Below are 21,215 nucleotides of genomic sequence, written 5' to 3'. Positions count from 1 at the left end.
AGACCGCGTGCACGGAAGGAGAGCAGTGTGTCGACACGGCCCGAACGCGGGGGGCCCACCGGCCGCTCCGTGATCGAACCCACGCACATCGAGCGTCGCCGCCGCTCCGAGTCCCTGGCGGAGCTGCTCCGGCAGGTGCGCGAGAAGGAGGGGATGACCGACGACACGGACGACGGCTTCGCGCCGCTTTCCGCGCCGCCGCCTCCCGTGCGGCTGCTGCCCGTCCTGGAGGAGGACGAGACCGAGGAGCTGCCCCCGGTCCCGGGAGGCGAGGACTACACCGCCGACACCCCGCCCGCCCTCGCGGTCCGGCCGGCCGAGGGACCATCCGCCGGTGACGGACGCCCGCACGAGAAGCGGCCCGGAGGCGCCCACGGACCGGCGCGCGGTGCGGGTCTGCGCCGCGCCGCCATCGCGCTCGCCGTCGCGACGGCCGGTCTGACCGGCTTCGCCCTCGCCCTCCTGGTGCCGGGCACCGACCGGGGCGACGCGTCCGGGGCGGGAGGGGAACACTCCCCGACGGCACCGGCCGACCGTGCCGCCGACCCGGACGGCGCCGGCACGCTCCGGCAGGGGGACAGCGGCCCCGAGGTGACGGCCCTTCAGCAGCGTCTCCTCCGCATCCCGGACGTGTACGACCACGGCAGCACCAGCGGCACCTACGACGCCGCGCTCACGGCGGCCGTCGCCCGCTTCCAGCTCTGGTACGGCATCCGCGGCGACGAGTCCGGTGTCTACGGCAACGACACCCGGGCCGACCTGGAGTCCAGGACGGCCGCCCCCTGAGACGGCCGGGGCGGCCTGCGCGGTGACGCTCGCTCCCCCCGCCCCGGCCCCCCCACACACACCCGCCCCCTCCGGCACTGAGGTGTTTCCGAGCCGAGGCCTCCGCTCCCGGGCACCGGGGTGCTCCCGAACCGGGGCTTTGCCCCCGGACACCGGGATGTTCGCGCGGCCGACACCCCCGCTCCCGCTCGCGCTCACCCGGCCACCCGGGTGCCCGCGCGATCCTGGCCGCGACAGGGCGACCTCCGGCGTGAGGGGCTGATCCGCCGTGCATCTTCCCTACCAGCGGGGCGCGTTGCACGACCTCCCCGACGATCCGGCCGCCTACGACGCCGTCCTCGCCGCCGTGGCCGAACAGGCCCTCGCCCGGATCACCCCCGAGGGGAACCTCGAACACCCCGCCGCCCGCGAGGACATCGGGGACACCTCACTGGGGATCACCTCCCTGCTGGCGCTCGCCTGGCAGCGCTCCAAGGACGCCCGTCTACCGGCGGCCGTCCGCCGCGGCCTCGCCTTCCACCTGCGCGAACGCGTGTTCGTCGAGGACAATCCCGGCTATCCGAACCTGCGCCGCCGCGACTCGGGCGAACCGTACGCCCGTTACGTGCCGGAGGCGGGCGCGCACCCGCTCGGCGACTGGCCCAGTACGGTGTGGGCGCTGCTCCAGGCCCTCAACGTCCTGGAGGCGGCGGACGGCATCCTCGACACCGAACAGCGGGCCGAACTGGTCGGGTTGGCCCACGGCTACTGGCGCCGGCTGACCGAGGTGACCTTCTTCAACCCGCAGGAGGCGGGCAACCAGGCGATCGCCTGCGTCGTCGGCGGGCTGATGCTCGCCGGGCAACTCCCCTCCGGCCAGGCCGAATCCGTACGCGCACGGGCCATGCGGCTGTACCGGGAGGAGATCCGCGCCCACCGCGTACGGGACCGGGGCGCTCTGCTGCCGCCCGAGCACCGCGGCGCGTACGACAACAACTACGGTCCCATCTCCCTGTCCTTCCTCGCGCAGGCCCACCGCGTCAGCGGCGAGGACGTGTTCGCCGAGGACGGCGAGGCGCTCGCCCGGTACATCGACGCACGGCTGACCGTCGGCGGGTTCGACGTGGGAGGCCCCCGGTACAGCGAACAACACTGCGGTTTCGAGGCCGTCCTCGGTCTGCGCTACTTCGGCCGCCGCGTCGGCGCCGACCTCGGCCGCTACCGCGGCGACACCCGCTGGGGCCGGCACGCGACCCAACCCGACGGCGGCGTCGACGGCCACTTCGCGTTCATGCTGGTCTGGCAGATCCAGGACCGCACACCCTGGCACCGCCTCCCCTCGAAGGGCCCGCTGCGGCACCAACTCCGCTCAGGGACCGTCTCGGTGGCCTTCGACGACCGGATGACGCCCGCCCTGGTGGAGGCCGCCGGCACGTACTGCCTGCCCGCCGCCGTGAACCGTCAGCACGGCTTCGGCCCCGTCGCCGGAGGCTTCCTGTACTGCCGTCCCGTGGGCGAGGTCCGCGTCCGTGAGCTGCGCGCCGGCCCGCTGACCGCCAAACTCGTCACCAAGCCCGTCGTCGGCCCCGACCACGTCCTGCGCTACGTCCGGTCCCTGTACGTCACCGACGGCACCCGGCTGTGGACGACGGTCGCGGTGGAACGCCTGCCCGGAAGCCCGTACCTGCTCGCCGGGCTGCCGTACGCCGTGGACGACGGGGAGCGGGTGCGCCGGACCGCCGAGGCACAGGTGAGGTCCGCCGGCGGGCTACGGCTGACGCACCCCCGCTCGCGGGGCGCGGACCACTTCGACGCACGCTCGGACACCACCCAGGAACAGGCGGCCTTCGCGCTCGCCGCCGACCCGCGCGTCTACGGCGATCCGGACGAGGGCTGGCGCCACCTCGTCTCCTCCACGGCCCTCGAAGCGGACCCCGCCCCGGGCGGCCCGGAGGACCTGCACGTCTTCGCCGTCCGCTACGGACCCGGCGGTCCCTACACCCCCACGTTCGCCGGCTCCCCGGCCCGACTGGACTTCCGCACCGAGGAGTTCACCGCCTGGATCGGCGATCCACGGGGCGACGCGCACGGGGACCCCGAAGCCGGGATCCGGCTTCACTGACCCGCCGGTCCGCCCGCGCCCGTCCCGACGACCCCCGGTCCGACGACGAGGTCGGCGCGGTCCCGGGTCGCGGCGACCAGCTCGGCGTTGCGCTGGTCCGTCCCCAGTACCCACGCCACCGCCGAGTCGTGATCCTTCCCGAACTCCTCGTGGCGCGCGACCAGCCGCCGGACGCGGTCCGCCTCGTCGAGCTCGCAGAACCACACCTCGTCGAGCTGCGCACGGGCCCGCGCCCAGGCCTCCTCGCGCAGCAGGAGGTAGTTCCCCTCGGTGACGATCAGACGGGCTGCCCGGGGAACCGCGAGGGCTCCCGCCAGGGGCTGTTCGAGGACCCGCTCGAAACCGGGCGCGTAGACGAGCTCCTCCTCGTCCTCGCGCAGCCTGCGCAGCAGCGCCGCGTACCCCGCCGGGTCGAACGTGTCCGGGGCCCCCTTGCGGTCCCGGCGCCCCTGCCGGTCCAGCTCGGCGTCCGCGAGATGGAACCCGTCCATCGGTACGTGGGCGACGCGGAAGGGCGCGACCTCGCCGAGCCGTCCCACCAGCCGCTCGGCGAGCGTCGTCTTGCCCGCCCCGGGACCGCCCGCGATCCCGAGAAGGGCGCGCCGGCCGGGCCGTACGAGCGCGGCGGCCCGCTCCACCAGTTCGTCGAAGGACGGACCCGCCCCGGTCGGCGGACTCGCCCCGGTCATACGGGCCCGGACCCGGGCGCGGGGGCAGCGATCTCCATGCCCTCCAGTATCGGCGACGGTTCCTGCGCCAGGGCGGTGATGTGGCGCTCGCCACCCGGTGGAGACCGATCCCGGGGGCACACTCCTCGTATGACTGAGCTCGGCCTGCCGAAACAGATCCTGGCCTGCCTCTTCGACCTCGACGGCGTCATCACCAGAACCGCGGTGGTCCACGCGGCAGCCTGGAAGCGGACGTTCGACGACTTCCTGCGGCAACGCGAGGGCGACGGATTCCGACCCTTCGACGACGCCGACTACGCCGCCCACGTGGACGGCCTGCCACGCGCCGACGGCGTCCGGACCTTCCTCGCCTCGCGCGGCATCCAGCTCCCCGAGGGAACCCCCGACGACCCGCCGGACCGGGTCACCGTCCACGGACTCGGCAACCGGAAGAACGCGTTGCTCCTCGACATGATCCGCACCGACGGCGTCGAGGCGTACGAGGGCACCCTGCGCTACATCGAGGCGGTCCGGGCGCACGGCCTGCGCACCGCGGTCGTCTCCTCCAGCGCCAACTGCCGTGACGTCCTGCGCTCGGTGGGTGCCGAGGACCTCTTCGACGTACGCGTCGACGGCGTCGTCGCCGCCGAACGGCGGCTGCCGGGCAAGCCGCGCCCCGACACCTTCCTGGCCGCGGCGAAGGACCTCGGCGTCACGCCGTCCGAGGCGGCCGTCTTCGAGGACGCGCTCGCCGGCATGGACGCGGGCCGCTCGGGGCACTTCGGATACGTCGTCGGCGTGGACCGCGTGGGCCAGGGCGACGCCCTGCGCGCCCACGGCGCCGACATCGTCGTACGGGATCTGGACGAACTGGGGGAGCGCCCGTGATCACGCATTCCTCGTACGGGGTCGAGCCCTGGGCCCTGCGGGAGAGCGAGCTGCACCTCGGACTCCTGCCGCAGAGCGAGTCCGTCTTCGCCCTCGCCAACGGCCACATCGGCTGGCGCGGCAACCTCGACGAGGGCGAACCCCACGGCCTGCCCGGCACCTACCTGGGCGGCGTCCACGAGACGCACCCGCTGCCCTACGCGGAAGCGGGCTACGGCTATCCGGAGTCCGGGCAGACCGTCATCAACGTCACCAACGGCAAGATCGTCCGGCTGCTCGTCGACGACGAGCCGTTCGACCTGCGCTACGGACGGCTGCGCTCCCACGAGCGCGTCCTCGACCTGCGCACCGGACTGCTCACCCGCACCTGCGAGTGGACCTCACCGGCCGGCTCCACGGTCCGGGTGCGCTCCACCCGGCTCGTCTCCTTCACCCAGCGGGCGATCGGGGCCGTGGCCTACGAGGTGGAGGCCGTCGACAGCCGGATCAGGGTGGTCGTCCAGTCGGAACTCGTCGCCAACGAACAACTGCCCGGCCGCGACCGCGACCCGCGGGCGGCGATCGCCCTGGAGTCGCCGCTGGAGGCGGAGGAGCACTTCGCGGCGGGAGGCCGGCTGCGGCTCGTGCACCGCACCCGGCGCAGCGCCCTGCGGGTCGCGGCGGCCGCGGACCACACGGTCACGGGCCCGGAGGGGACCGACCTGAGCAGCGAGAGCAGCGACGACGTCGCCCGCCTCACGGTCACCTCCGTACTGGAGCCGGGCCGCACCCTGCGCCTGGAGAAACTCGTCTCCTACGGCTGGTCCGGCACCCGCTCCCTGCCCGCGCTGCGCGACCAGGCCGACGCGGCCCTCGCCGCCGCCCGGCACAGCGGCTGGCGGCAGCTCGTCGACGAACAGCGCGCCTACCTCGACGACTTCTGGGCGCGCGCGGACGTCGAGGTGGACGGCGACGAGGAGATCCAGCAGGCCGTCCGGTTCGCCCTCTTCCACGTGCTCCAGGCCGGCGCCCGGGCCGAACAGCGCGCCATCCCCGCCAAGGGCCTCACCGGCTCCGGCTACGACGGCCACGCCTTCTGGGACACCGAGACCTTCGTCCTGCCGCTGCTCACCTACACCTCGCCGGGCGCCGTCGCCGAGGCGCTGCGCTGGCGCCAGAACACCCTCGAAGCCGCACGCGAACGGGCCGTCCAGCTCGGGCTGCGCGGAGCCGCGTTCCCGTGGCGGACCATAGCCGGGTCGGAGGGCTCGGCCTACTGGCCGGCCGGCACCGCCGCCTTCCACGTGAACGCCGACATAGCCGACGCCGTCGTCCGCTACACCGCCGCCACGGGCGACACGCACTTCGAACGCGACACCGGCGTCGAGCTGCTGACCGAGACGGCACGGCTGTGGCGCTCCCTGGGACACCACGACCACCAGGGGAGATTCCACATCGACGGGGTGACCGGGCCCGACGAGTACAGCGCCGTCGCCGACGACAACACGTACACCAACCTGATGGCCCGAGCGAACCTCCTGGCCGCCGCCGACGCCGTCGAGCGCCACCCCGGGCGGGCGGCGGAGCTCGGCGTCGACGACGAGGAGAGCGCGGCCTGGCGCGACGCCGCCGAGGCCATGCACATCCCGTACAACCACGAACTGGGCGTCCACGAGCAGCACGCCGGATTCACCCGCTACCAGCGCTGGGACTTCGCCGCCACCCGCCCCGACCAGTACCCGCTGATGCTGCACTTCCCCTACTTCGACATCTACCGCAAGCAGGTCGTCAAACAGGCCGACCTGGTGCTCGCCCTCTACAAGTGCAGCCCCTTCTTCGACGACGAGCACAAGGCCCGCAACTTCGCCTACTACGAACCCCTCACCGTCCGCGACTCCTCGCTGTCGGCCTGCTGCCAGGCGGTGCTGGCCGCCGAGACCGGCCATCCCGGCCTCGCCTACGACTACCTGGTCGAGGCCGCGCTGATGGACCTGCAGGACCTGGAGCACAACACCCGCGACGGACTGCACATCGCCTCGCTCGCCGGGACCTGGACGGCCCTGGTGGCCGGCTTCGGCGGGCTGCGCCACCACGGGGACACCCTGGAGTTCGCGCCCCGGCTGCCCGAACGCCTCAGCCGCCTCGCCTTCTCCCTGGAGGTCCTCGGCAGCCGGCTGCGCGTGGAGATCGGGCACGACACCGCCACCTACACGCTCGCCTCCGGCGGCCCGCTGGAGATCAGCCACCACCGCGAGACCGTCACCGTCGACGCCGACAAGCCGCGCAGTCTGCCCATCCCGGCGCCGAGGCTGCGCCCCGCCCCCGACCAGCCGCAGCACCGGCGGCCGAACTCCCGGGGGTGAGACGCGGCGCGGCGCCTTCGGCGTGTCAGTCGCGGGTGACGGAGGGCGCGATGTCCTCGTGCCGCTCCGCGGGCGCTGCACCGGGTACGGCCACCCGTGCGGCGGACCTGGCCGCGGACGTGCCGCAGAAGGCGGGTTCCAGGGCGCGGTACATGGTGTTGAGCACCGTGGTGTTGTTCGAGGTGTTGGCCAGGGCGGTGAGACTGCGCTTGCCGTCCTTCGTGGTGAAGGCGTACGTGTAGTAGCCCTGCACGGTGCCGGTGTGCCCGTACACGGAGATCCCGCACGACAGCTCGCGGCGGCGCAGCCCGAGGCCGTAGGACGTGGTGCTGTTGACCCGGGTCCACTTCGTCATCTGGGTGAGCTGGGCGGCGGACATCAGCTTGCCGCGCAGCAGTGCGGAGAAGAAGACGTCCAGGTCGTGCGGCGTGGAGATGATGGCTCCCGCGCTCTGCGCCCAGGAGGCCGTCTGCTTGGTCGAGTTCACCAGGGCCGCCCCGGTGGTGTCCGACGTGAGGTAGCCCTGGGCGTGCCGGCCCGGGATCGCCGTGGAGGGGTGGACGTAGAAGGTGTCGGCCAGGTTCAGCGGGGTGAAGATGCGCTTCTGGTACTCGGTGGCGACGCTGTGCCCGGTCAGCTTCTCGATCAGCATGCCCGCGACGACGAAGTTGGTGTTCGAGTACGAGTAGGCGGCGCCCGGCGCGTTGGTGCGCGGCTTCTGCAGTGACAGCCTCACCAGGTCCCGGTAGCTGAACACCTTGTTGCGCACGGCCTCGAAGCCGGAGACGGAACGGGCGAACATGTCGTTGGTGTAGTCGTACAGACCGCTGCGATGGCTCAGCACGTGCCGCACGGTGATCCTGTCGTCGGGCAGCAGGCCCGGCAGATAGGTGTCGACCGGCTTGTCGAGCTTCAGCCTTCCCTCGTCGACGAGCTGGAGCAGGACCACGGCGGAGAACGTCTTGGTGACGCTGCCGACGCGGAACCGGTCGTTCGTGCTGATGGTCCGTCCGGTGGCCCGGTCGTCGACCCCCTCGACCAGCCGGTGCACCGTGCCGTTGTCGTCGATTCTCGCCATCGCGCCGGGTGCTCCCTGCGAGCGCGCCGTGCGCAGGATCGCCCGCAGGCCCGCGTCGTCGGGCGCCGCGGCCGCGGCCACCGCGGTCCGTTCGCCGCCGGCGCCGTGCGGGTCCGCCGGTGTCACGGCCTGTGCCGGGCCCGCCAGCAGGGACGCCACGACCGCGCCCAGTGCCGTCCCCGTGACCGCCGTTGCTGAGACCATCTGCTTCTCCCGAGTGTCATCTGCCGGTTCGACGTCCCGGCCCCGACCGCGCCGCGGTTGCGGGCGACGGCACCATCTGTACGCGCTGACGGGGCGCGCGGGTCGCATCGCCATGGGGATGGAGGGGAAACAGCGAGGTGGAATCGGCGAATTGGCGGAAAGCAGTCGCCTGCCGGGGCCGCCCGGTCCGCGTGGCCGGCGGCTGACGCCGGTTCAGCCGCCGAAGAGCTGGGTCCAGTACGTGCCCGCCCTGCCGCCGCCGGCCAGGCCGATGCCTATGTGGGTGAAGTCCCGCTTGAGGATGTTGGCGCGGTGCCCGGGGCTGTCCATCCAGCCCTGGACCACCTCGGCGGACGAGCGCTGCCCGCAGGCGATGTTCTCGCCGACGGCGCGATGGGTGGAGCCCGCGGCGGCGGCGCGGTCCCAGGGCCTGCCGCCCTCGGGGGAGGTGTGCGCGTAGAAGTCGCGGGCCACCATGTCGGCGCTGTGGGCCTGGGCCGCGGCGGTCAGCGTGACGTCGGCGGCGAGGGGCGGCAGGCCCGCCGAGGCCCGCTCGGCGTTGGTGAGGGCCACGACCTCGCGCGCCGTGCGGTCCAGGCCCGCCGGGGTGAACGGCAGGGCCCACAGCGCCGTCCAGTACAGGTCGCCCGTGCGGGTGTCGGCGACGTGGGCCAGTCCCGCGTCGGCGAAGGCGGGATCGCACAGCGTGCGCCGTGACCGGGCGTCGGAGAGGCAGTACTCGACGAACTCGTGCGGGGTGCGCGGGCCGGAGACCAGATGTTCGCCGATGGTGAGGTAGGCGTAGCCGGCCGAGACGACACGCTGGTGGACGAAGACGCCGTCGGGGGCTTCCGAGGCGAGCGTCCCGCGGGCGGCCATGGCTCCGGCGTGGCTCCGCGCGGCGGCGGTCAGCCGGGCGTCGAGGCGGACGGGCGGGGAACCGGCGGCGGCGCGCGCGGAGTTCACCGGCCCGAGATATCCGTCGGGGTCGGGGACGGACCCCGGAGTCCCCGGTGCCGGGACCCGGGCGGCCGAGCCCGGCCCGTCGCCCCGCGCGGAGTTCTGCGCGGCGCCCCGCGTGAAGGCCGGCCCCGGGCCCGCTGGCCTCGGCGGACTCGGGGGCAGGCCGGGCCCGGTGCCGGCCGCCGGTCCGCGCGGCGGGGCGCTGTCCTCGGCGACCTCGACGCCGAAGTCCCGCGCGATGCCCGCGAGACCGTCCGCGTACCCCTGTCCGAGGGCGCGGAGTTTCCACGCCGGACCGCGCCGGTACATCTCGGCGAGGAGCAGCACGGTCTCCCGCTGCGGCCGGGGCGGGGTGAAGCGGGCGAGGACACGGCCGTCCGGTGCGGTCACCTGGACCGTGGGGGAGGGCAGCCGGCCCAGGGGAGTCGTGAGGTCGGCGGGGCTGACGACGACGGTGACACGGGACGCTCCGGGCCTCAGCCGCGGCGGATCGACGGTGAGACGGTCGCCGTCGAGCCGGACGCCGGGCGCGGCCGGCTGGTTGTAGAACACGAAGTCGCCGTCGCCGCGCACCTTTCCGCTCTCGTCGGTGACGAGCGCGGACACGTCGAAGGGGCCGGGGACCCTGAAGGTCACGGCCCCGTCCGGCAGGGGCGTGTTGCCCCCGGGAACCAGCTCGCTCATGCCACCGCCCGTCGGAGTCGCGGTCCGTGCCCCCGCGTCGGAGGTGCGCGGCACGGGCCGTCGACCGCTCAACGGACGGCCCGGCTCCCGCGGTTCCCGCCGCCGGGCAGGCGAAGATCGTCAGACAGGCTCCACGGCGTGTCCGCAAAGTCGCGTCGTCCGCCCGAAGGGAGTGCCAGGCGTCGCCCGGCAGGCGAGACTCTGCGGAGATGCCCTAGGCCTTCCGCGACCCGCGCGGGACCGGGCGGGGGCCGCGCAGGGTGGCGGAGGCCGGTGGGCGGAGCGCCCCGGCGGGTACGGCCGAGCGCAGCGAGCGCAGGGCGAGCAGCATGACGCCGATGTCGTCCAGGTAGACGGGGTCGGGCACCAGGTCGGTGGGCAGCAGGAGGTAGGCGACCGCGCCCCAGAACACCCAGCGGGGCCCGGTCGGCAGCCCGGCGCGCCGCAGATCACGGCGGGTGCGGACGAGCCGGCGCAGGAGCACGAGCGCCACCGCGAGTGCGGCGGCGGCGAGTACCGCGGCGATGACGAGGACCAGGGTCCACGAGGTCGAGTCCATGCGTCCGTCCAGAGGTGTCGTCGGATGCGCTTCCTTCCCGTGTGCCCGCTCGCGCCCCGGCTATCGCCCCGGGCGGGGCCGTCCGGGCGCGCGTTCCCTCATTCCGGGGTGTCGCGGCGGCAGATGACGAAGTCGTCGAAGACGTGCCGGCCGGTCCGTGAGCCGGCGGACCCGACCGCCCGGCGCAGGTCGAGGAGCTGATCCGTGGTCATCTCCAGGGGTGGCTCGTCCGGCTGGTAGGTGGTGCGTACGGGGTAGTCCCGCCCCGGTTCCCGGGTCATCTCGACGTGGCAGCCGAGCACGTGGGTGACGGGACGGCGCCCGCAGAAGTCGACGAGCCGGTCGACGGTACGGGTGAAGGCCGGCCAGTCCTCCACGTACAGGCGTCCGGGATAGACCGTGTCGCCGGTGAGCAGGAACCCGGTCCAGGGGTCGAAGTACGTCACGGCTGCCTCGTGGTGCCCGGGTGTGGCCAGGCATTCCAGCACCCGGTCGCCGAGGTCGACGTGCGCGACGGCGTCGGGGTCCTCGTGGAACCCGAAGAAGTCCCAGGCGGCGGCGAGGGACCCGTCCACGACCTCGGTGCCGGGACGGCCGGCGAACTGGCCGTCCCCGGCGATGTGGTCGCCGTGCGGATGGGTGTGCAGCACCAGCAGGCCGTAGTCGTCACGGGGATGCCGGGCGAGCCAGGAGTCCATCACCTCGTCGACGACCCGGCGCAACGGGAAGTGGTCGGCCGAGGCCGTGGCGCCCGTGTCGATCAGGACCGCGCGCGCGGTCCCGAACAGCAGGAACATGAAGGGCGCTTCGTAGTCGACCGCCATGTTCTGGCGAAGGATCACCGTGTGCTCGTCGTGGACGTGGACCTGGATGTCGGGGTCCGTGTTGTGCTTGGCCGAGGGCGAGCCGTGGATCCACCGCACGTCGAGCGGTGGGGCCGGCGTGGAGGGATCGCCCCCTCGGGCGCCTTCGGTCTGCTGTCCGGCACTGTCCACGCTGTCTCCCTCGGCCTCGGTCCCGCCGGGCCGATGGCGGGCCCGGGACCTCAGTGTCGCGGGTGCGCGTGGTCCACGAGCGCCTGGGACACCGTACGGATGCTCCGGGCGATGTGCTGGAGCTGCATCACCTCGGCGGCGTACATCTTGATGGAGTGCTCGATGACGCCCTCCTGCAGGCCGAGGCCCGGGAGCTCGGAGCGGGCGGTCTGGAGTGCCGTACGGGCGACCCGTATCTCCTGCTGCACCTGGAGGTGCGCGTGGCGGGCGAGCAGGACGGGGTGCTTGTGCAGGACGGGGTAGCTCGCGTAGCGGCTCGGCACCAGCTCGCGCAGCCATTTCACCGCCGATCGCTCCCAGTCGAAACTGCCGGGGGTCTTGACCTGGCACGGCCAGTCCGAGGTGATCGGTGAATACGTCAGGGCCATGTTCATCGCTTCCGGGGTACGTCGGCGGGGGACTCTGGGGCGGCCCCGGCATAGGGGTACCGGGGCCGCCACCACGGGTCTCGCACGCGAGACCCGCTCGAACACCAGGGACCCGATGCGGGTAGGAGCGGACGGCCCCCGGTGCTCATGGGTCGTGACCTGGAAGCCTCCGGGGCACGATCCGAAAGAAGTATTTATATATGCCGCCAGAAGCGCAAGGACATGAAAACATTCATGCGTGCTTTGTTGTGAATGATCCCGTGATGCCGGGGTGACAGAGGGTGCGGACGAGACCGCCGCGTGATAGAGGGATCAGTCCCTCAGGAAGAACTGGTGCTGCTCGGCGACCTGCTCGTACTCCTCCAGGCGCGCCTGGGTGCGCTCCGGATCGGCGTCCGTCATGGCCTGGAGCAGCGCCGCCGACAGCACCACGGGCGCCGCGTAGGAGTCGAAGACGAGCCGGGAGCCGGTGCCGGTGGCGAAGGTGACGTCGGCCTCGTCCGCCAGCGGGCCGAGCCCGAGGTCGGTGACGAGAGCCACCTGGAGGCCCGCGCTGCGCGCCACCCGCATGGCCGTGAGCGTCTCGTGGGCGTGCCGGGGCATCCCGAACGCCAGGACCCACGTGCCGCCCGCCTCGCGCGACTGGAGCAGCGCGTCGTAGGCGACCGAGCCGCCGCGGGTCACCACCCGCACGTCCGGGTGGATGCGGCGGGCGGCGTACGCGAAGTACTCGGCCAGCGAGCCGGAGATCCGCAACCCGAGGACCGTCAGCGGCGTCGACTCCGACAGGGCCCGGCCGACGCGGATGATCTGGTCGGGATCGGTGAAGTCCCGCCGCAGGTTCTCCAGGTTCTCGATCTCGGCGTCCACCGCGGCCTGGAGCTCGTTGCTCGTGACCTCGGCGGGGGTCCCCGGGGTGCTGCTGCCCAGCGTGCTGAGCGCGATGGCCTGGAGGCTCTCGCGCAGGGCGGGGTAGCCGCTGAAGCCCACGGCCGCCGCGAAACGGGTCACGGAGGGCTGGCTCACACCCACCCGCTCGGCCAGATCGGTGATCGACAGGAAAGCGGCTTCGGTGATGTGCTCGATCAGGTACTGGGCGATGCGCCGCTGCCCGGGCGAGAGCCTCGGGCCGTCGAACAGCTCCCTGAGCTGGGACGTGGGCGCGACGCCGGCCTCGGGCGCCGTCTTTCCCGAGGTGATCGCGGATGCCTGTGCGCGTGCCTGCTGCGGCGATGGCACCGGTGCGCCTCCTTCACGTCCCACGAGAACTCAACATAGCTCACCGACCTTTCTGACCTGGGCCGGTCCGGGCGCAAGCAATGCGTGCGTTCCCTGTTTCGGGCGAGATCGCGGGGTACCCGCACAACCGTCACGACGTGCTCGTCCGCGGGCGCGCGTGCCTGCTCGCCGACGCGAGGGAGAGGGTTTTCATGAGCGTGCAACAACTGCCCGCGTCAACGGTCCACGTGATGCTCGGGGACTGTTCCGCGGCCGACGCCAAGAGTGTGCTCGCCGTCCTGTGCGGCAGCTTCGCCGCCGACCGGGAGGGGGCGGACGAGCCCCACGAGTCCGGGAGCGGCCGGCCGACGGTGTGGACGGTGCTGTTCGACACCGCCGGTGATCCCAGCAACACCGCCAAGCCTGTCGGGGAACTTTCGGGGCAGCCGGTCCTGGAGGCACAGGGTGGCCCCCTGGCGACACAGCGTCTGCGGGAGGCCCTCGGTGCCGCCTTCACCGTGCACGAACTGGGCACGGAGGCCGGTGACCAGGAGGTTCAGATGAAACTGCGACTCGATTCAAGCACGGCGCACGAGACGAAGCCCGCGTGAACGCCGGGTCGGTGGCCCGCGAGGGAGAGATCGGCGCCCGCCGTGCGGCGACCGGATCCGCGCGAGAGGGAGCCGCTCGCGCGGGGCTGGTCGCCCGCGGGGTGATCTATGTCCTGGTCGGCCTGCTGGCCCTGCGCATCGCCTTCGGCGACAGCGGCGGGCAGCAGGCCGACCGGGGTGGCGCACTGCAGGAGATCGCCACGAAGCCGTTCGGCGCGGCCCTGCTGTGGGCACTCGGCGCGGGGCTCGTCGGCATGGCGCTGTGGCGCCTCTCGGAGGCCGTCTTCGGCGCCGCCGGACAGGACGGCGGCAAGGCCGGCAAGCGTCTGATGTCCGCCGCGCGGTGCGTGTTCTACGGGTTCGTGGCCTACTCGGTGCTGGCCTTCGCGGCCGGATCGCGCGGCAGCGGGTCGGGCGACAAGCAGTCCCGGGACGTCACGGCCAAGGCGCTGGGCATGCCCGGCGGTCAGTGGATCGTCGGCGCCGCGGGCGTGGGCCTGGTCGCCGCGGGCCTCTGGATCGCCGTACGGGCCGTGATGCGCAAGTACCACAAGCACCTCAAGCTCGGTGAGATGTCCCGGCGGGTCCGCAGGGCGGTCGACACGACGGGCGTGGGCGGCGGGGCCGCGCGGGGCGTGGTGTTCGCCGCGGCGGGAGTCTTCGCGGTCCGGGCCGCGGTGGAGTACCAGCCCGACAAGGCCAAGGGGATGGACGGCACGCTGCGGTCCTTCGCGGCGGCGCCGATGGGTCCGTGGCTGCTGGCCTGTGTGGCCGCCGGTCTCGTCCTGTTCGGGGTGTTCTCGTTCGCGATGGCGCGGTGGCGGAGGGTGTGAGGCCGCGCGGCCGCCCGACCCGGTCGTGCCCGGGCACCCGTCCCGTCTTTGTCCGCCGGACCGTGGCGGCTCGGATGCGTCCGGTGGACCGCGGTGGCTCGGACCGGCCGATTTCCTTACGGTCCGGCGATCGAGTGCCGGACCGCCGGACCGCCGGACCGCCGGGCTGCCGGTCTGCGTCCAGGGGGTGTCTCCGCCGTACCGTCGGCGGAGACACCCCCTCTGTGCGTCCGGTCAGGGCTGCGCGGTGAGCGCGAAGCTCTGGGCGGCCGATCCGTCACAGCCGCGCTGGGTGAGCTGCACGCTGTTCGCGGCGGAGCCCGCCGCGCTCAGGCACTTGCCGCTGTGCCGGGCGACGAAGTGGTACCGCCCCGTGCTCTCCCGCACCGGCTGCCACTGCTGGTTCTGGCCGTTCGACCAACTCCACAGTTGCAGCGGGGCGTTGTCGGCAGTCGAGCGGTCGGTGACGTCGACGACCTGCTGGGCGTTCGGACGCAGCGCGATCCGCGTGTAGCCGCTGTCCGTCGAACGGAACTGGAACTGCTGGGCCTGGGTGCCGTTGCAGGTGTACTGCTGGATCGCGGTCCCGTTCGCCGTCCCGGCCGAACGGGCGTCCACGCAGGTGCCGTTGCCGGAGTTGGCCAGGGAGTACCAGGTGGTCTCGGAGATGGGGTCCGCCGGCGGAACCGACGGGTCCGCCCCGCCGAGCCACTTGAGCCCGTCCAGCAGGAACCGGTTCTGGGCCGTGCTCGCGAACGTCGACGACAGCGTGGTGTTCGTCGCGTAGTCCATCGCGTTGTGGCCGAAGTTCGCGTACAGCATCCGGTACTTCGTGTTGGTCCACACGACCGGGTAGTAGCCGCTGTACCAGGTCTGGTCGGGGTCGGTCCCCAGCGGGAAGCTGCTGGGGTCGACCGAGGCGAGGACGCGGATGTCCGGGTTCTGCCGCAGGTCGTTGGACCAGCTGTACCACTCGCTGACCGACGAGGTGAACGTCGCGGGCAGGTTCACGGTCGAGGGATGGGTCCGGTCCTCGGTCCGCAGGACGGCGGTGGTCGGCCCCCAGGTGTTGGACTTGAAGTTCCCGCTGCCCAGGAACTGGTCGTGGTACCAGGGCCAGCTCCGCGCGTCGGTGGTGAAGGCGGAGACGTGGAAGCCCATCCAGCCGCCGCCACCGCGCATGTACTGCTCGAATCCGGCGCGTTGCGCCGCCGTCTGCGGCAGGTCGTCGAGGAACAGGACGACCTGGTACGCGTTCACGCCGCCGTTCGCGAGCAGGTCCCAGTTGTTGCTCGCCGTGTAGGTGAAGCCGTTCGCGGCGGCCTGCCGGGGGAACCAGTCGTTGGCCTCGTGGACGAAGCTGATGTGGGCCGCGTCCCAGGTGCCGTTGTAGAGGGCGAGCACCTTGAACGGGGCCGCCGCGGTGCTCGCGTGGGCGGCCGGCGGTGCCGCGAGGCCGAGCAGGGTGGCCAGCAGGACGAGGACCCGCAGGACCCCGCGCGCCGGTACGGACCGACTGATGCGCATCCGGTTCTCCTTCCCGTACGTGTCGGGGGTGTTCACGGGTAGCTGACGAGGTCGGCGACGTTGGTGGAGGAGTTGGACGGGCCGCCCCGGTCGTTGACCACGTGCCGGATGGTGCCCGTACCGCCGAGGGAGACGGTCACCATGTCCTTGAAGCGCACACCGGCGTTGTCCGGTGCCTCGATGGCGTGCTCGGCGGCGACGGCCGGGTTGACGTTGAAGTAGCAGTAGCTGCCGAACCCGTACACCTCGTGGCCGGTCACGGAGGGCGCGACCTTGTAGGCGGCGTATCCCTGTGTCGAACCGTTCATCCAGGCCGCCTGGCTGGGCGGGTCGTAGGGCATCTCGTTCTGGTAGAAGTACGTGCGGCCGCCGTTGCCGTTCCAGATGGTCTGGTACTTCTGGTAGTGCTCGACGAACAGGCCGTACATGGTCACGTCGTCGCCGTTCACGACCAGGCCGGTGTCGGCCGTGTTGCTGGTCCAGCCGACTCCGCTGCCGTGGTCCGCCCGCCACAGCCACAGGTGGTCGCCGATGACGTCGTCGCAGTTGACGGTCAGGCTGGTGGTGGCCTTGCCGACGCCCGCGCCGCCGACGCGGAAGAACACGTCGTGCAGGGAGCTGGGGTCCGCGCTGTGGTCCGCGGAGGAGCCGCTCGGCCCCATCTCCAGCAGTTGCGCGGAGTTGGTGGTGCCCGCGTCGATCAGCAGCCCGGCGAGCTGGACGCCGTTCACGTCGGCGACGGTCATGGCGGTGATGCCGTTGTCGGGGACGAGGGTGGCGAGACCGAGGCCCAGGACCACGGTGTCGGCCCGGGTGACCCTGAGCGTCTGGTCGAGGTGGTAGACACCTGGCGTCACCAGCAGGTTCTTGCCCTGGGCGAGCGCGTCGTTCATCTGGGCCGCCGTCGCGCCGGGCTTCACGACGAAGAAGTCGGACAGCGGCAGGGACGTGCCCGCCGGAGTGCCCGAACTCCACGTCGTGCCGGTCGAGCCGGTGCGTACGGACGGGACGAACACCTTCCAGGCGCCCGCCGCGTCGACGTACAGGAAGGGCTTCTCGCGGGAGACCGGAGTCTGGGCCACCGTCGTGTACGGGGGGTTGGGGAAGCTGTTCGCGGGAGCGTTCCTGGCGCCGACGAAGACCATGTTCCAGTTGGAGCCGGTCCAGTTCGACCATTCGGTGTTGCGGGACAGCCACTGCTGCTGCGAACCGGAGTTCACCTGACCGTCGATCTTCGTGTCGGCCATGTAGCCGCCGCTGGACCAGCCGCCGTCGTCCAGGGCCAGGTTGCCGCGCAGATGCATGCGCCGGTAGGGCGCCGCCTGCGACACCGCCCAGCGGTCCGTCCCGGACGTGGGGGTCACCGACAGGTTCTCCGCCGAACGCCAGAAGTTCTGGGTCGCGTTGCCCTGGAACCAGTCGGCCTCCGCGTGCACCGCGCCCCGGATGCTGACGTCGTCGGGGGACAGGCCGAGACCCGCGACCTGGGTGTAGAAGCCGACGTTCGCGTCCGCGCTGTAGCTGCCGGGCTTGAAGAGGAAGGCCTTGCGGGCGGTGCCGAACTGGTTGGTCTGCTGCTGGGAGAAGGCCGCGTCGAGGCTGCTCTGGATCGTCGCGGCCGGGGTCGACGGGTCGAAGACGGTGACGTTCGGGCCCAGGTCGGGTGTCCCCGGCGGTGGTTGTGTGTCGACGGAGTTCACGTAGAAGGACTGCGCCGCGGTGCCGTTGCAGGTGTACTGCTGAAGCTGCACGCTGTCGGCGGCGGACGCGCTCGGCACGTCGAGGCACTTGCCGCTGTTCCGGTTCACGAAGTGGTAGGCGCCGCCGGTCTCCGCCACGGCCTGCCACTGCTGGTTGGTGCCGCCGCCGTACGTCCAGAGCTGGACGGGCGCGCCGTCCGCGGTCGAGACGCCGGTGACGTCCCATGCCTTGGTGGCGTCGGCCCGGTTGCCGACCTGGGAGTACCCGCCCGACGTGGCGGCGAACCGCCACTGCTGGGCCTGGCTGCCGTTGCAGGCGTACTGCTGGACGGCCGTGCCGTCGGCGGTTCCGGCGGCGCGGGCGTCGACGCACTTGCCGCTGCCGGCGTTGACCACCGTGGCCCAGTCGGCCGGGACCGCGGCGGCCTGGGCGGTGGCGCCCGGGGCGGCGGCGGTCAGGCCCGACACCGTGGTCGCCACGAGCGCGGTCACCGTCAGTAGTCCGGCCGCTCGACGGCGCCCTGGGTCTCTTCGTCCGGGCAGGGGGAATCTGGACATGCTGGACACTCCTGAACTGGGTGGGGGGTTCATGTCCGTGAACGCGAAATGCATGCATGGAGGTGTGGCGATCGGTGAACCTAAAGGTCTGCACCAAAGACGTCAAGACATGAAACAAAAAACGCTTTCAAATCAGCGTCAAACGCGAGGAGTTGAAGATCTAGGGGCCAGACGTTCCTGAACTCGACGCCCCGACACGGGTGTTCACCTGCCTGATGTCCTCCGTCGCCGTGCCGCGCGGCGATTCACTTCTTGAAGGACCGTCACACGCGCCGGAGGACGGCGTGCCGGGTGTGGGGTTCCTTACAAGGCGATGACATGACGGCGAACCGCACCCGCCCCACCCGCATCTCAGGGCACTCTGGTTCCGGGCCGGTGACTCCTGTCCTGGAGAGACTCGGAAATCCACCGGCCACCGCGCCGACCGGCATCGCCGGTTCGTGTCCCGCGGCAAGGGAAGCGGCAGCCGCGGAACAGCGCCCCGGAGCACCTCCGGGGCGCCGTGCGTGCCCGGCCGTTGCTCCGCCGGAGGGACCCGGCTCCTTCCAATGGCCCAGCGAGGCCGACTCCGCCGTCGCCGACCTCCCGCGGCAGTGATTGCCTCGGTGGGGGACCGCCGGGAACCCGGAGCCGGCCCACGGACGGCCGGTGCCGGACCGTGGGGCAGGGAGAGAGCCGTGACGGACAACCAGATCCTCCAGGGCCTCGGACTGATCGCCGTCCTGGCCGTCGGCTCCCAGCTCGTGGCGAGCCGGCTGCGGATCCCCGCCCTGATCGTGCTGCTGCCGGTCGGCTTCGCCGCGGGCGCGCTGACCGACATCGTCAACCCCGACAAACTGCTCGGGGACGCGTTCTCCCCGATGGTCTCGCTCGCCGTCGCCGTGATCCTCTACGAGGCCGGGCTCGGCCTGGACATCAGCAGACTGCACGGACACATGCACCGGGTCGTGGCACGACTGATCTGGATCGGCGTCGTGATCACCTGGGGGGCCACCGTCGTCCTCGCCGTACCGCTCCTGGGCATGTCGACGAGCTCGGCCGTCATGCTCGGCGTGATCCTCGTCGTCTCGGGGCCCACCGTCGTCGGACCGCTGCTCCACTTCGTGCGCCCGACCGAGCGGCTGCAGCGCATCCTGATCTGGGAGGGATCGCTGATCGACCCGGTCGGCGGCATCCTCGGCGCGCTCGTCTTCCACGCCGTCGTCGCGAGCGGCAGCAGTGACCTGCGCGGCAAGATCGGTCAGTTCGCGGCGAGCTCGGCCGTCGGACTGATCGGGGGCGCGGTGGGCGCCGCCGTCCTGTGGTTCCTCCTCAGCAGGCTGCACCTGGGCGAGGTGCTCGGAACGACGGCCCAGCTCGCCGCCGCGGTGGGCGTGGCCGCCCTCTGCGACGCCATCCGGGACGACACCGGGCTCATCGCCGCGATCGTGATGGGGATGGCCCTGGCCAACCTGCCGGGCGTCTCCCTCCCGGCACGCCGCCCCTTCCTGGAGACCCTGGTCTCGCTGATCATCGGGCTGCTGTTCATCTCGATCTCCGCCACGGTCACCCCCGCGTCCCTGCGGCACGTCGTCCTGCCCACGCTCGGTCTCGTCGCCGCCCTCGTCCTCGTGGTCAGACCCCTGGTCGCGTTCCTGTCGACCGCGCGCACGGACCTGCCCCGCGGCGAACGGGCCTTCATCGGCTGGATGGCACCCCGGGGAATCGTCGCCGCGTCCACCGCCTCGACGTTCTCCGCCACACTCGTCGCCGACCACGTCGGCGGCGCCCAGAAGATCCTGCCCGCCACCTTCCTGGTGATCGTCGCCACGGTGACGCTGTACGGGCTGAGCGCGCACCCCGTCGCCCGCCGCCTGGGCGCGCTGCGTCCGGCCCGGGCCCGCCCGCTGCTGGTGGGCGGCGACCCCTGGGCGATCGACCTGGGCCGCGCGTTGCGCTCGGCCGGCCTGGACGTGCTGATGTGGGCCGGACGGGAGGAGCAGCGCGACCTGATCCGGGCGTCCGGACTGAGCCTGGCGCCGGGGGAACTGCTCGCCGCGGCCACCGGCGAGGGAGCCGAACTCGAAGGCATCACCGGCGTGCTGCTGCTCACCGAGGAGGACGACTTCAACGCGCTGGCCTCGGAGACCCTGCGCGGCACGGTCGACGGGTTCGTGCACCGGCTCGGGCCGCCCGGTCTGAGCCACGGCGTGGTGGCGCCCTACACGAGCGGTGACACCCTGTTCGGGTCCGGGCTGAGCAGACCGGAACTGACCCGACGCTACGAGGACGGCGCCCGGATCGTCTCCCGTTCCACCGCCGACGGCATCCCGGACGGACACGCGCTGCTGTTCCTCGTACGCCCCGACGGGCGGCTGGATCCCGTCACCGACACCCGGATCCCGGAGCCGGGGCCTCGGGACACCGCGATCCTGCTGGGTCCGGTCCGGACGCCGGGTCGGGTACGGGCGGACTGACCCCGTCGGGCGCGGTCACCACCTCCTCACCCGGTCACCCGGTCACCCGGTCGGCCGGGCGCGGGGCCGCACCCGGCCCCGTACGACACCAACGGGCCAGTGCGGATTGCGGTCCGCCCCCGGGCTGGATCTCATGGTTTCCATGCAGCTACAAGCTTCCGAGCCCGACGACCTCGTACCGCCGATGGAACGCTCGCACTGGGTGGCCTTCGCCGGGATCCTGCTGATGGTCAGCGCTCTGTTCAACCTGCTCACCGGCTTCGTGGCGGTCTTCAACCACGGCTACTACTCGAAGGTGTACTCCCAGGGCAACCGGCTGCTGATCCTCAACTACACGGCCTGGGGCTGGATCTTCGTCGCGGTCGGCATCGTGATGGCCGTGCTGAGTCTCGGCGTGCTCGTGGGCTCCAGGGGAGCGCGGCTGGCGGGTATCTGCCTGGCCGTGTTCAGCCTGGTCGCGCAGATGATCTTCCTGCCGGTCTACCCGTGGTGGTCCCTGTTCACGATGCTCGTCTCCCTGCTGGTCATCTACGGCCTGCTGGCGGAGCCGAAGCACGTGCCCGGGGCGCGGGTGTAGCGGGACCCGTTCCCGGCCGTCTGCTCCGCCGGGACCGGC

Annotated in this window: 17 protein-coding genes; 8 read left to right on the top strand and 9 right to left on the bottom strand. The window is 72.3% G+C overall.

Going from position 1 to position 21,215, the window contains the following annotated elements:
- Positions 1–27 precede the first annotated feature (27 nt).
- A complete protein-coding gene (locus ACZ4TO_RS02815) occupies positions 28–786 on the top strand; it encodes a peptidoglycan-binding protein (RefSeq protein ID WP_382779845.1) in 759 nt (252 codons plus the stop codon).
- A 268-nt stretch (positions 787–1,054) separates the two neighbouring features.
- A complete protein-coding gene (locus ACZ4TO_RS02810; protein WP_468023217.1) occupies positions 1,055–2,887 on the top strand; it encodes a hypothetical protein in 1,833 nt (610 codons plus the stop codon).
- Here ACZ4TO_RS02810 and ACZ4TO_RS02805 read toward each other — a convergent pair.
- Positions 2,881–3,576 carry a nucleoside/nucleotide kinase family protein gene (locus ACZ4TO_RS02805; protein WP_468023216.1) on the bottom strand — a complete coding sequence of 232 codons (696 nt, stop codon included), beginning with the start codon at positions 3,574–3,576 and terminating at the stop codon, positions 2,881–2,883. The genes ACZ4TO_RS02810 and ACZ4TO_RS02805 overlap by 7 nt on opposite strands.
- Positions 3,577–3,705: 129 nt before the next feature.
- On the opposite strand from ACZ4TO_RS02805, the gene ACZ4TO_RS02800 reads away from it, so the two are divergent.
- Both ACZ4TO_RS02800 and ACZ4TO_RS02795 read left to right on the top strand, forming a co-directional pair.
- On the top strand, positions 3,706–4,443 hold the full coding sequence (locus ACZ4TO_RS02800; RefSeq protein WP_382779854.1) for an HAD family hydrolase: 738 nt from the start codon (positions 3,706–3,708) through the stop codon (positions 4,441–4,443).
- Complete coding sequence (locus tag ACZ4TO_RS02795) at positions 4,440–6,785, top strand: glycoside hydrolase family 65 protein (RefSeq protein WP_468023215.1); 2,346 nt, start codon at positions 4,440–4,442, stop codon at positions 6,783–6,785. Before ACZ4TO_RS02800 ends, ACZ4TO_RS02795 begins: the two co-directional genes overlap by 4 nt.
- A 25-nt stretch (positions 6,786–6,810) precedes the next feature.
- Here the strand turns inward: ACZ4TO_RS02795 and ACZ4TO_RS02790 are convergent, their stop codons facing one another.
- From ACZ4TO_RS02790 to ACZ4TO_RS02765, 6 genes are all read right to left on the bottom strand, one after another.
- A complete protein-coding gene (locus ACZ4TO_RS02790; RefSeq protein ID WP_468023214.1) occupies positions 6,811–8,067 on the bottom strand; it encodes a serine hydrolase domain-containing protein in 1,257 nt (418 codons plus the stop codon).
- Between the two features lie 213 nt (positions 8,068–8,280).
- On the bottom strand, positions 8,281–9,714 hold the full coding sequence (locus ACZ4TO_RS02785; protein ID WP_468023213.1) for a CAP domain-containing protein: 1,434 nt from the start codon (positions 9,712–9,714) through the stop codon (positions 8,281–8,283).
- A 214-nt stretch (positions 9,715–9,928) separates the two neighbouring features.
- Complete coding sequence (locus ACZ4TO_RS02780) at positions 9,929–10,273, bottom strand: YkvA family protein (RefSeq protein ID WP_382779865.1); 345 nt, start codon at positions 10,271–10,273, stop codon at positions 9,929–9,931.
- A gap of 98 nt (positions 10,274–10,371) precedes the next feature.
- A complete protein-coding gene (locus ACZ4TO_RS02775) occupies positions 10,372–11,268 on the bottom strand; it encodes an MBL fold metallo-hydrolase (protein ID WP_385038395.1) in 897 nt (298 codons plus the stop codon).
- Positions 11,269–11,318: 50 nt separating this feature from the next.
- The gene (locus ACZ4TO_RS02770; RefSeq protein WP_382779871.1) at positions 11,319–11,702 is read right to left on the bottom strand and encodes a hypothetical protein; all 384 of its coding nucleotides are present in this window, start codon (positions 11,700–11,702) and stop codon (positions 11,319–11,321) included.
- Positions 11,703–12,008: 306 nt separating this feature from the next.
- On the bottom strand, positions 12,009–12,935 hold the full coding sequence (locus ACZ4TO_RS02765; RefSeq protein ID WP_382779874.1) for a MurR/RpiR family transcriptional regulator: 927 nt from the start codon (positions 12,933–12,935) through the stop codon (positions 12,009–12,011).
- Between the two features lie 191 nt (positions 12,936–13,126).
- Here ACZ4TO_RS02765 and ACZ4TO_RS02760 point away from each other — a divergent pair, with 191 nt between their 5' ends.
- Both ACZ4TO_RS02760 and ACZ4TO_RS02755 read left to right on the top strand, forming a co-directional pair.
- A complete protein-coding gene (locus tag ACZ4TO_RS02760) occupies positions 13,127–13,525 on the top strand; it encodes a hypothetical protein (protein WP_382779877.1) in 399 nt (132 codons plus the stop codon).
- Positions 13,522–14,358, top strand: a complete 837-nt coding sequence (locus tag ACZ4TO_RS02755) for a DUF1206 domain-containing protein (protein ID WP_382779879.1) — start codon at positions 13,522–13,524, stop codon at positions 14,356–14,358. The genes ACZ4TO_RS02760 and ACZ4TO_RS02755 overlap by 4 nt, the downstream gene beginning before the upstream one ends.
- 234 nt (positions 14,359–14,592) lie before the next feature.
- Here ACZ4TO_RS02755 and ACZ4TO_RS02750 read toward each other — a convergent pair whose 3' ends face one another.
- The gene (locus ACZ4TO_RS02750) at positions 14,593–15,885 is read right to left on the bottom strand and encodes a ThuA domain-containing protein (RefSeq protein WP_468023212.1); all 1,293 of its coding nucleotides are present in this window, start codon (positions 15,883–15,885) and stop codon (positions 14,593–14,595) included.
- A 32-nt stretch (positions 15,886–15,917) separates the two neighbouring features.
- Positions 15,918–18,143 (bottom strand): RICIN domain-containing protein, encoded by a 2,226-nt coding sequence (locus ACZ4TO_RS02745; RefSeq protein ID WP_468023211.1) that lies wholly within the window; start codon positions 18,141–18,143, stop codon positions 15,918–15,920.
- Between the two features lie 677 nt (positions 18,144–18,820).
- On the opposite strand from ACZ4TO_RS02745, the gene ACZ4TO_RS02740 reads away from it, so the two are divergent.
- Together ACZ4TO_RS02740 and ACZ4TO_RS02735 are read left to right on the top strand one after the other, a co-directional pair.
- Entirely contained in the window at positions 18,821–20,599 is a 1,779-nt protein-coding gene (locus ACZ4TO_RS02740; RefSeq protein ID WP_468023210.1) for a cation:proton antiporter, read from the top strand.
- Positions 20,600–20,741: 142 nt separating this feature from the next.
- Entirely contained in the window at positions 20,742–21,176 is a 435-nt protein-coding gene (locus ACZ4TO_RS02735; RefSeq protein ID WP_382779892.1) for a DUF7144 family membrane protein, read from the top strand.
- The last annotated feature ends 39 nt before the right edge of the window (positions 21,177–21,215 follow it).

Source organism: Streptomyces sp. NPDC028298 (assembly GCF_055565895.1).
The sequence above is the reverse complement of the archived record's forward strand: the minus strand, read 5'-3'. Positions and strand labels throughout refer to the sequence as shown.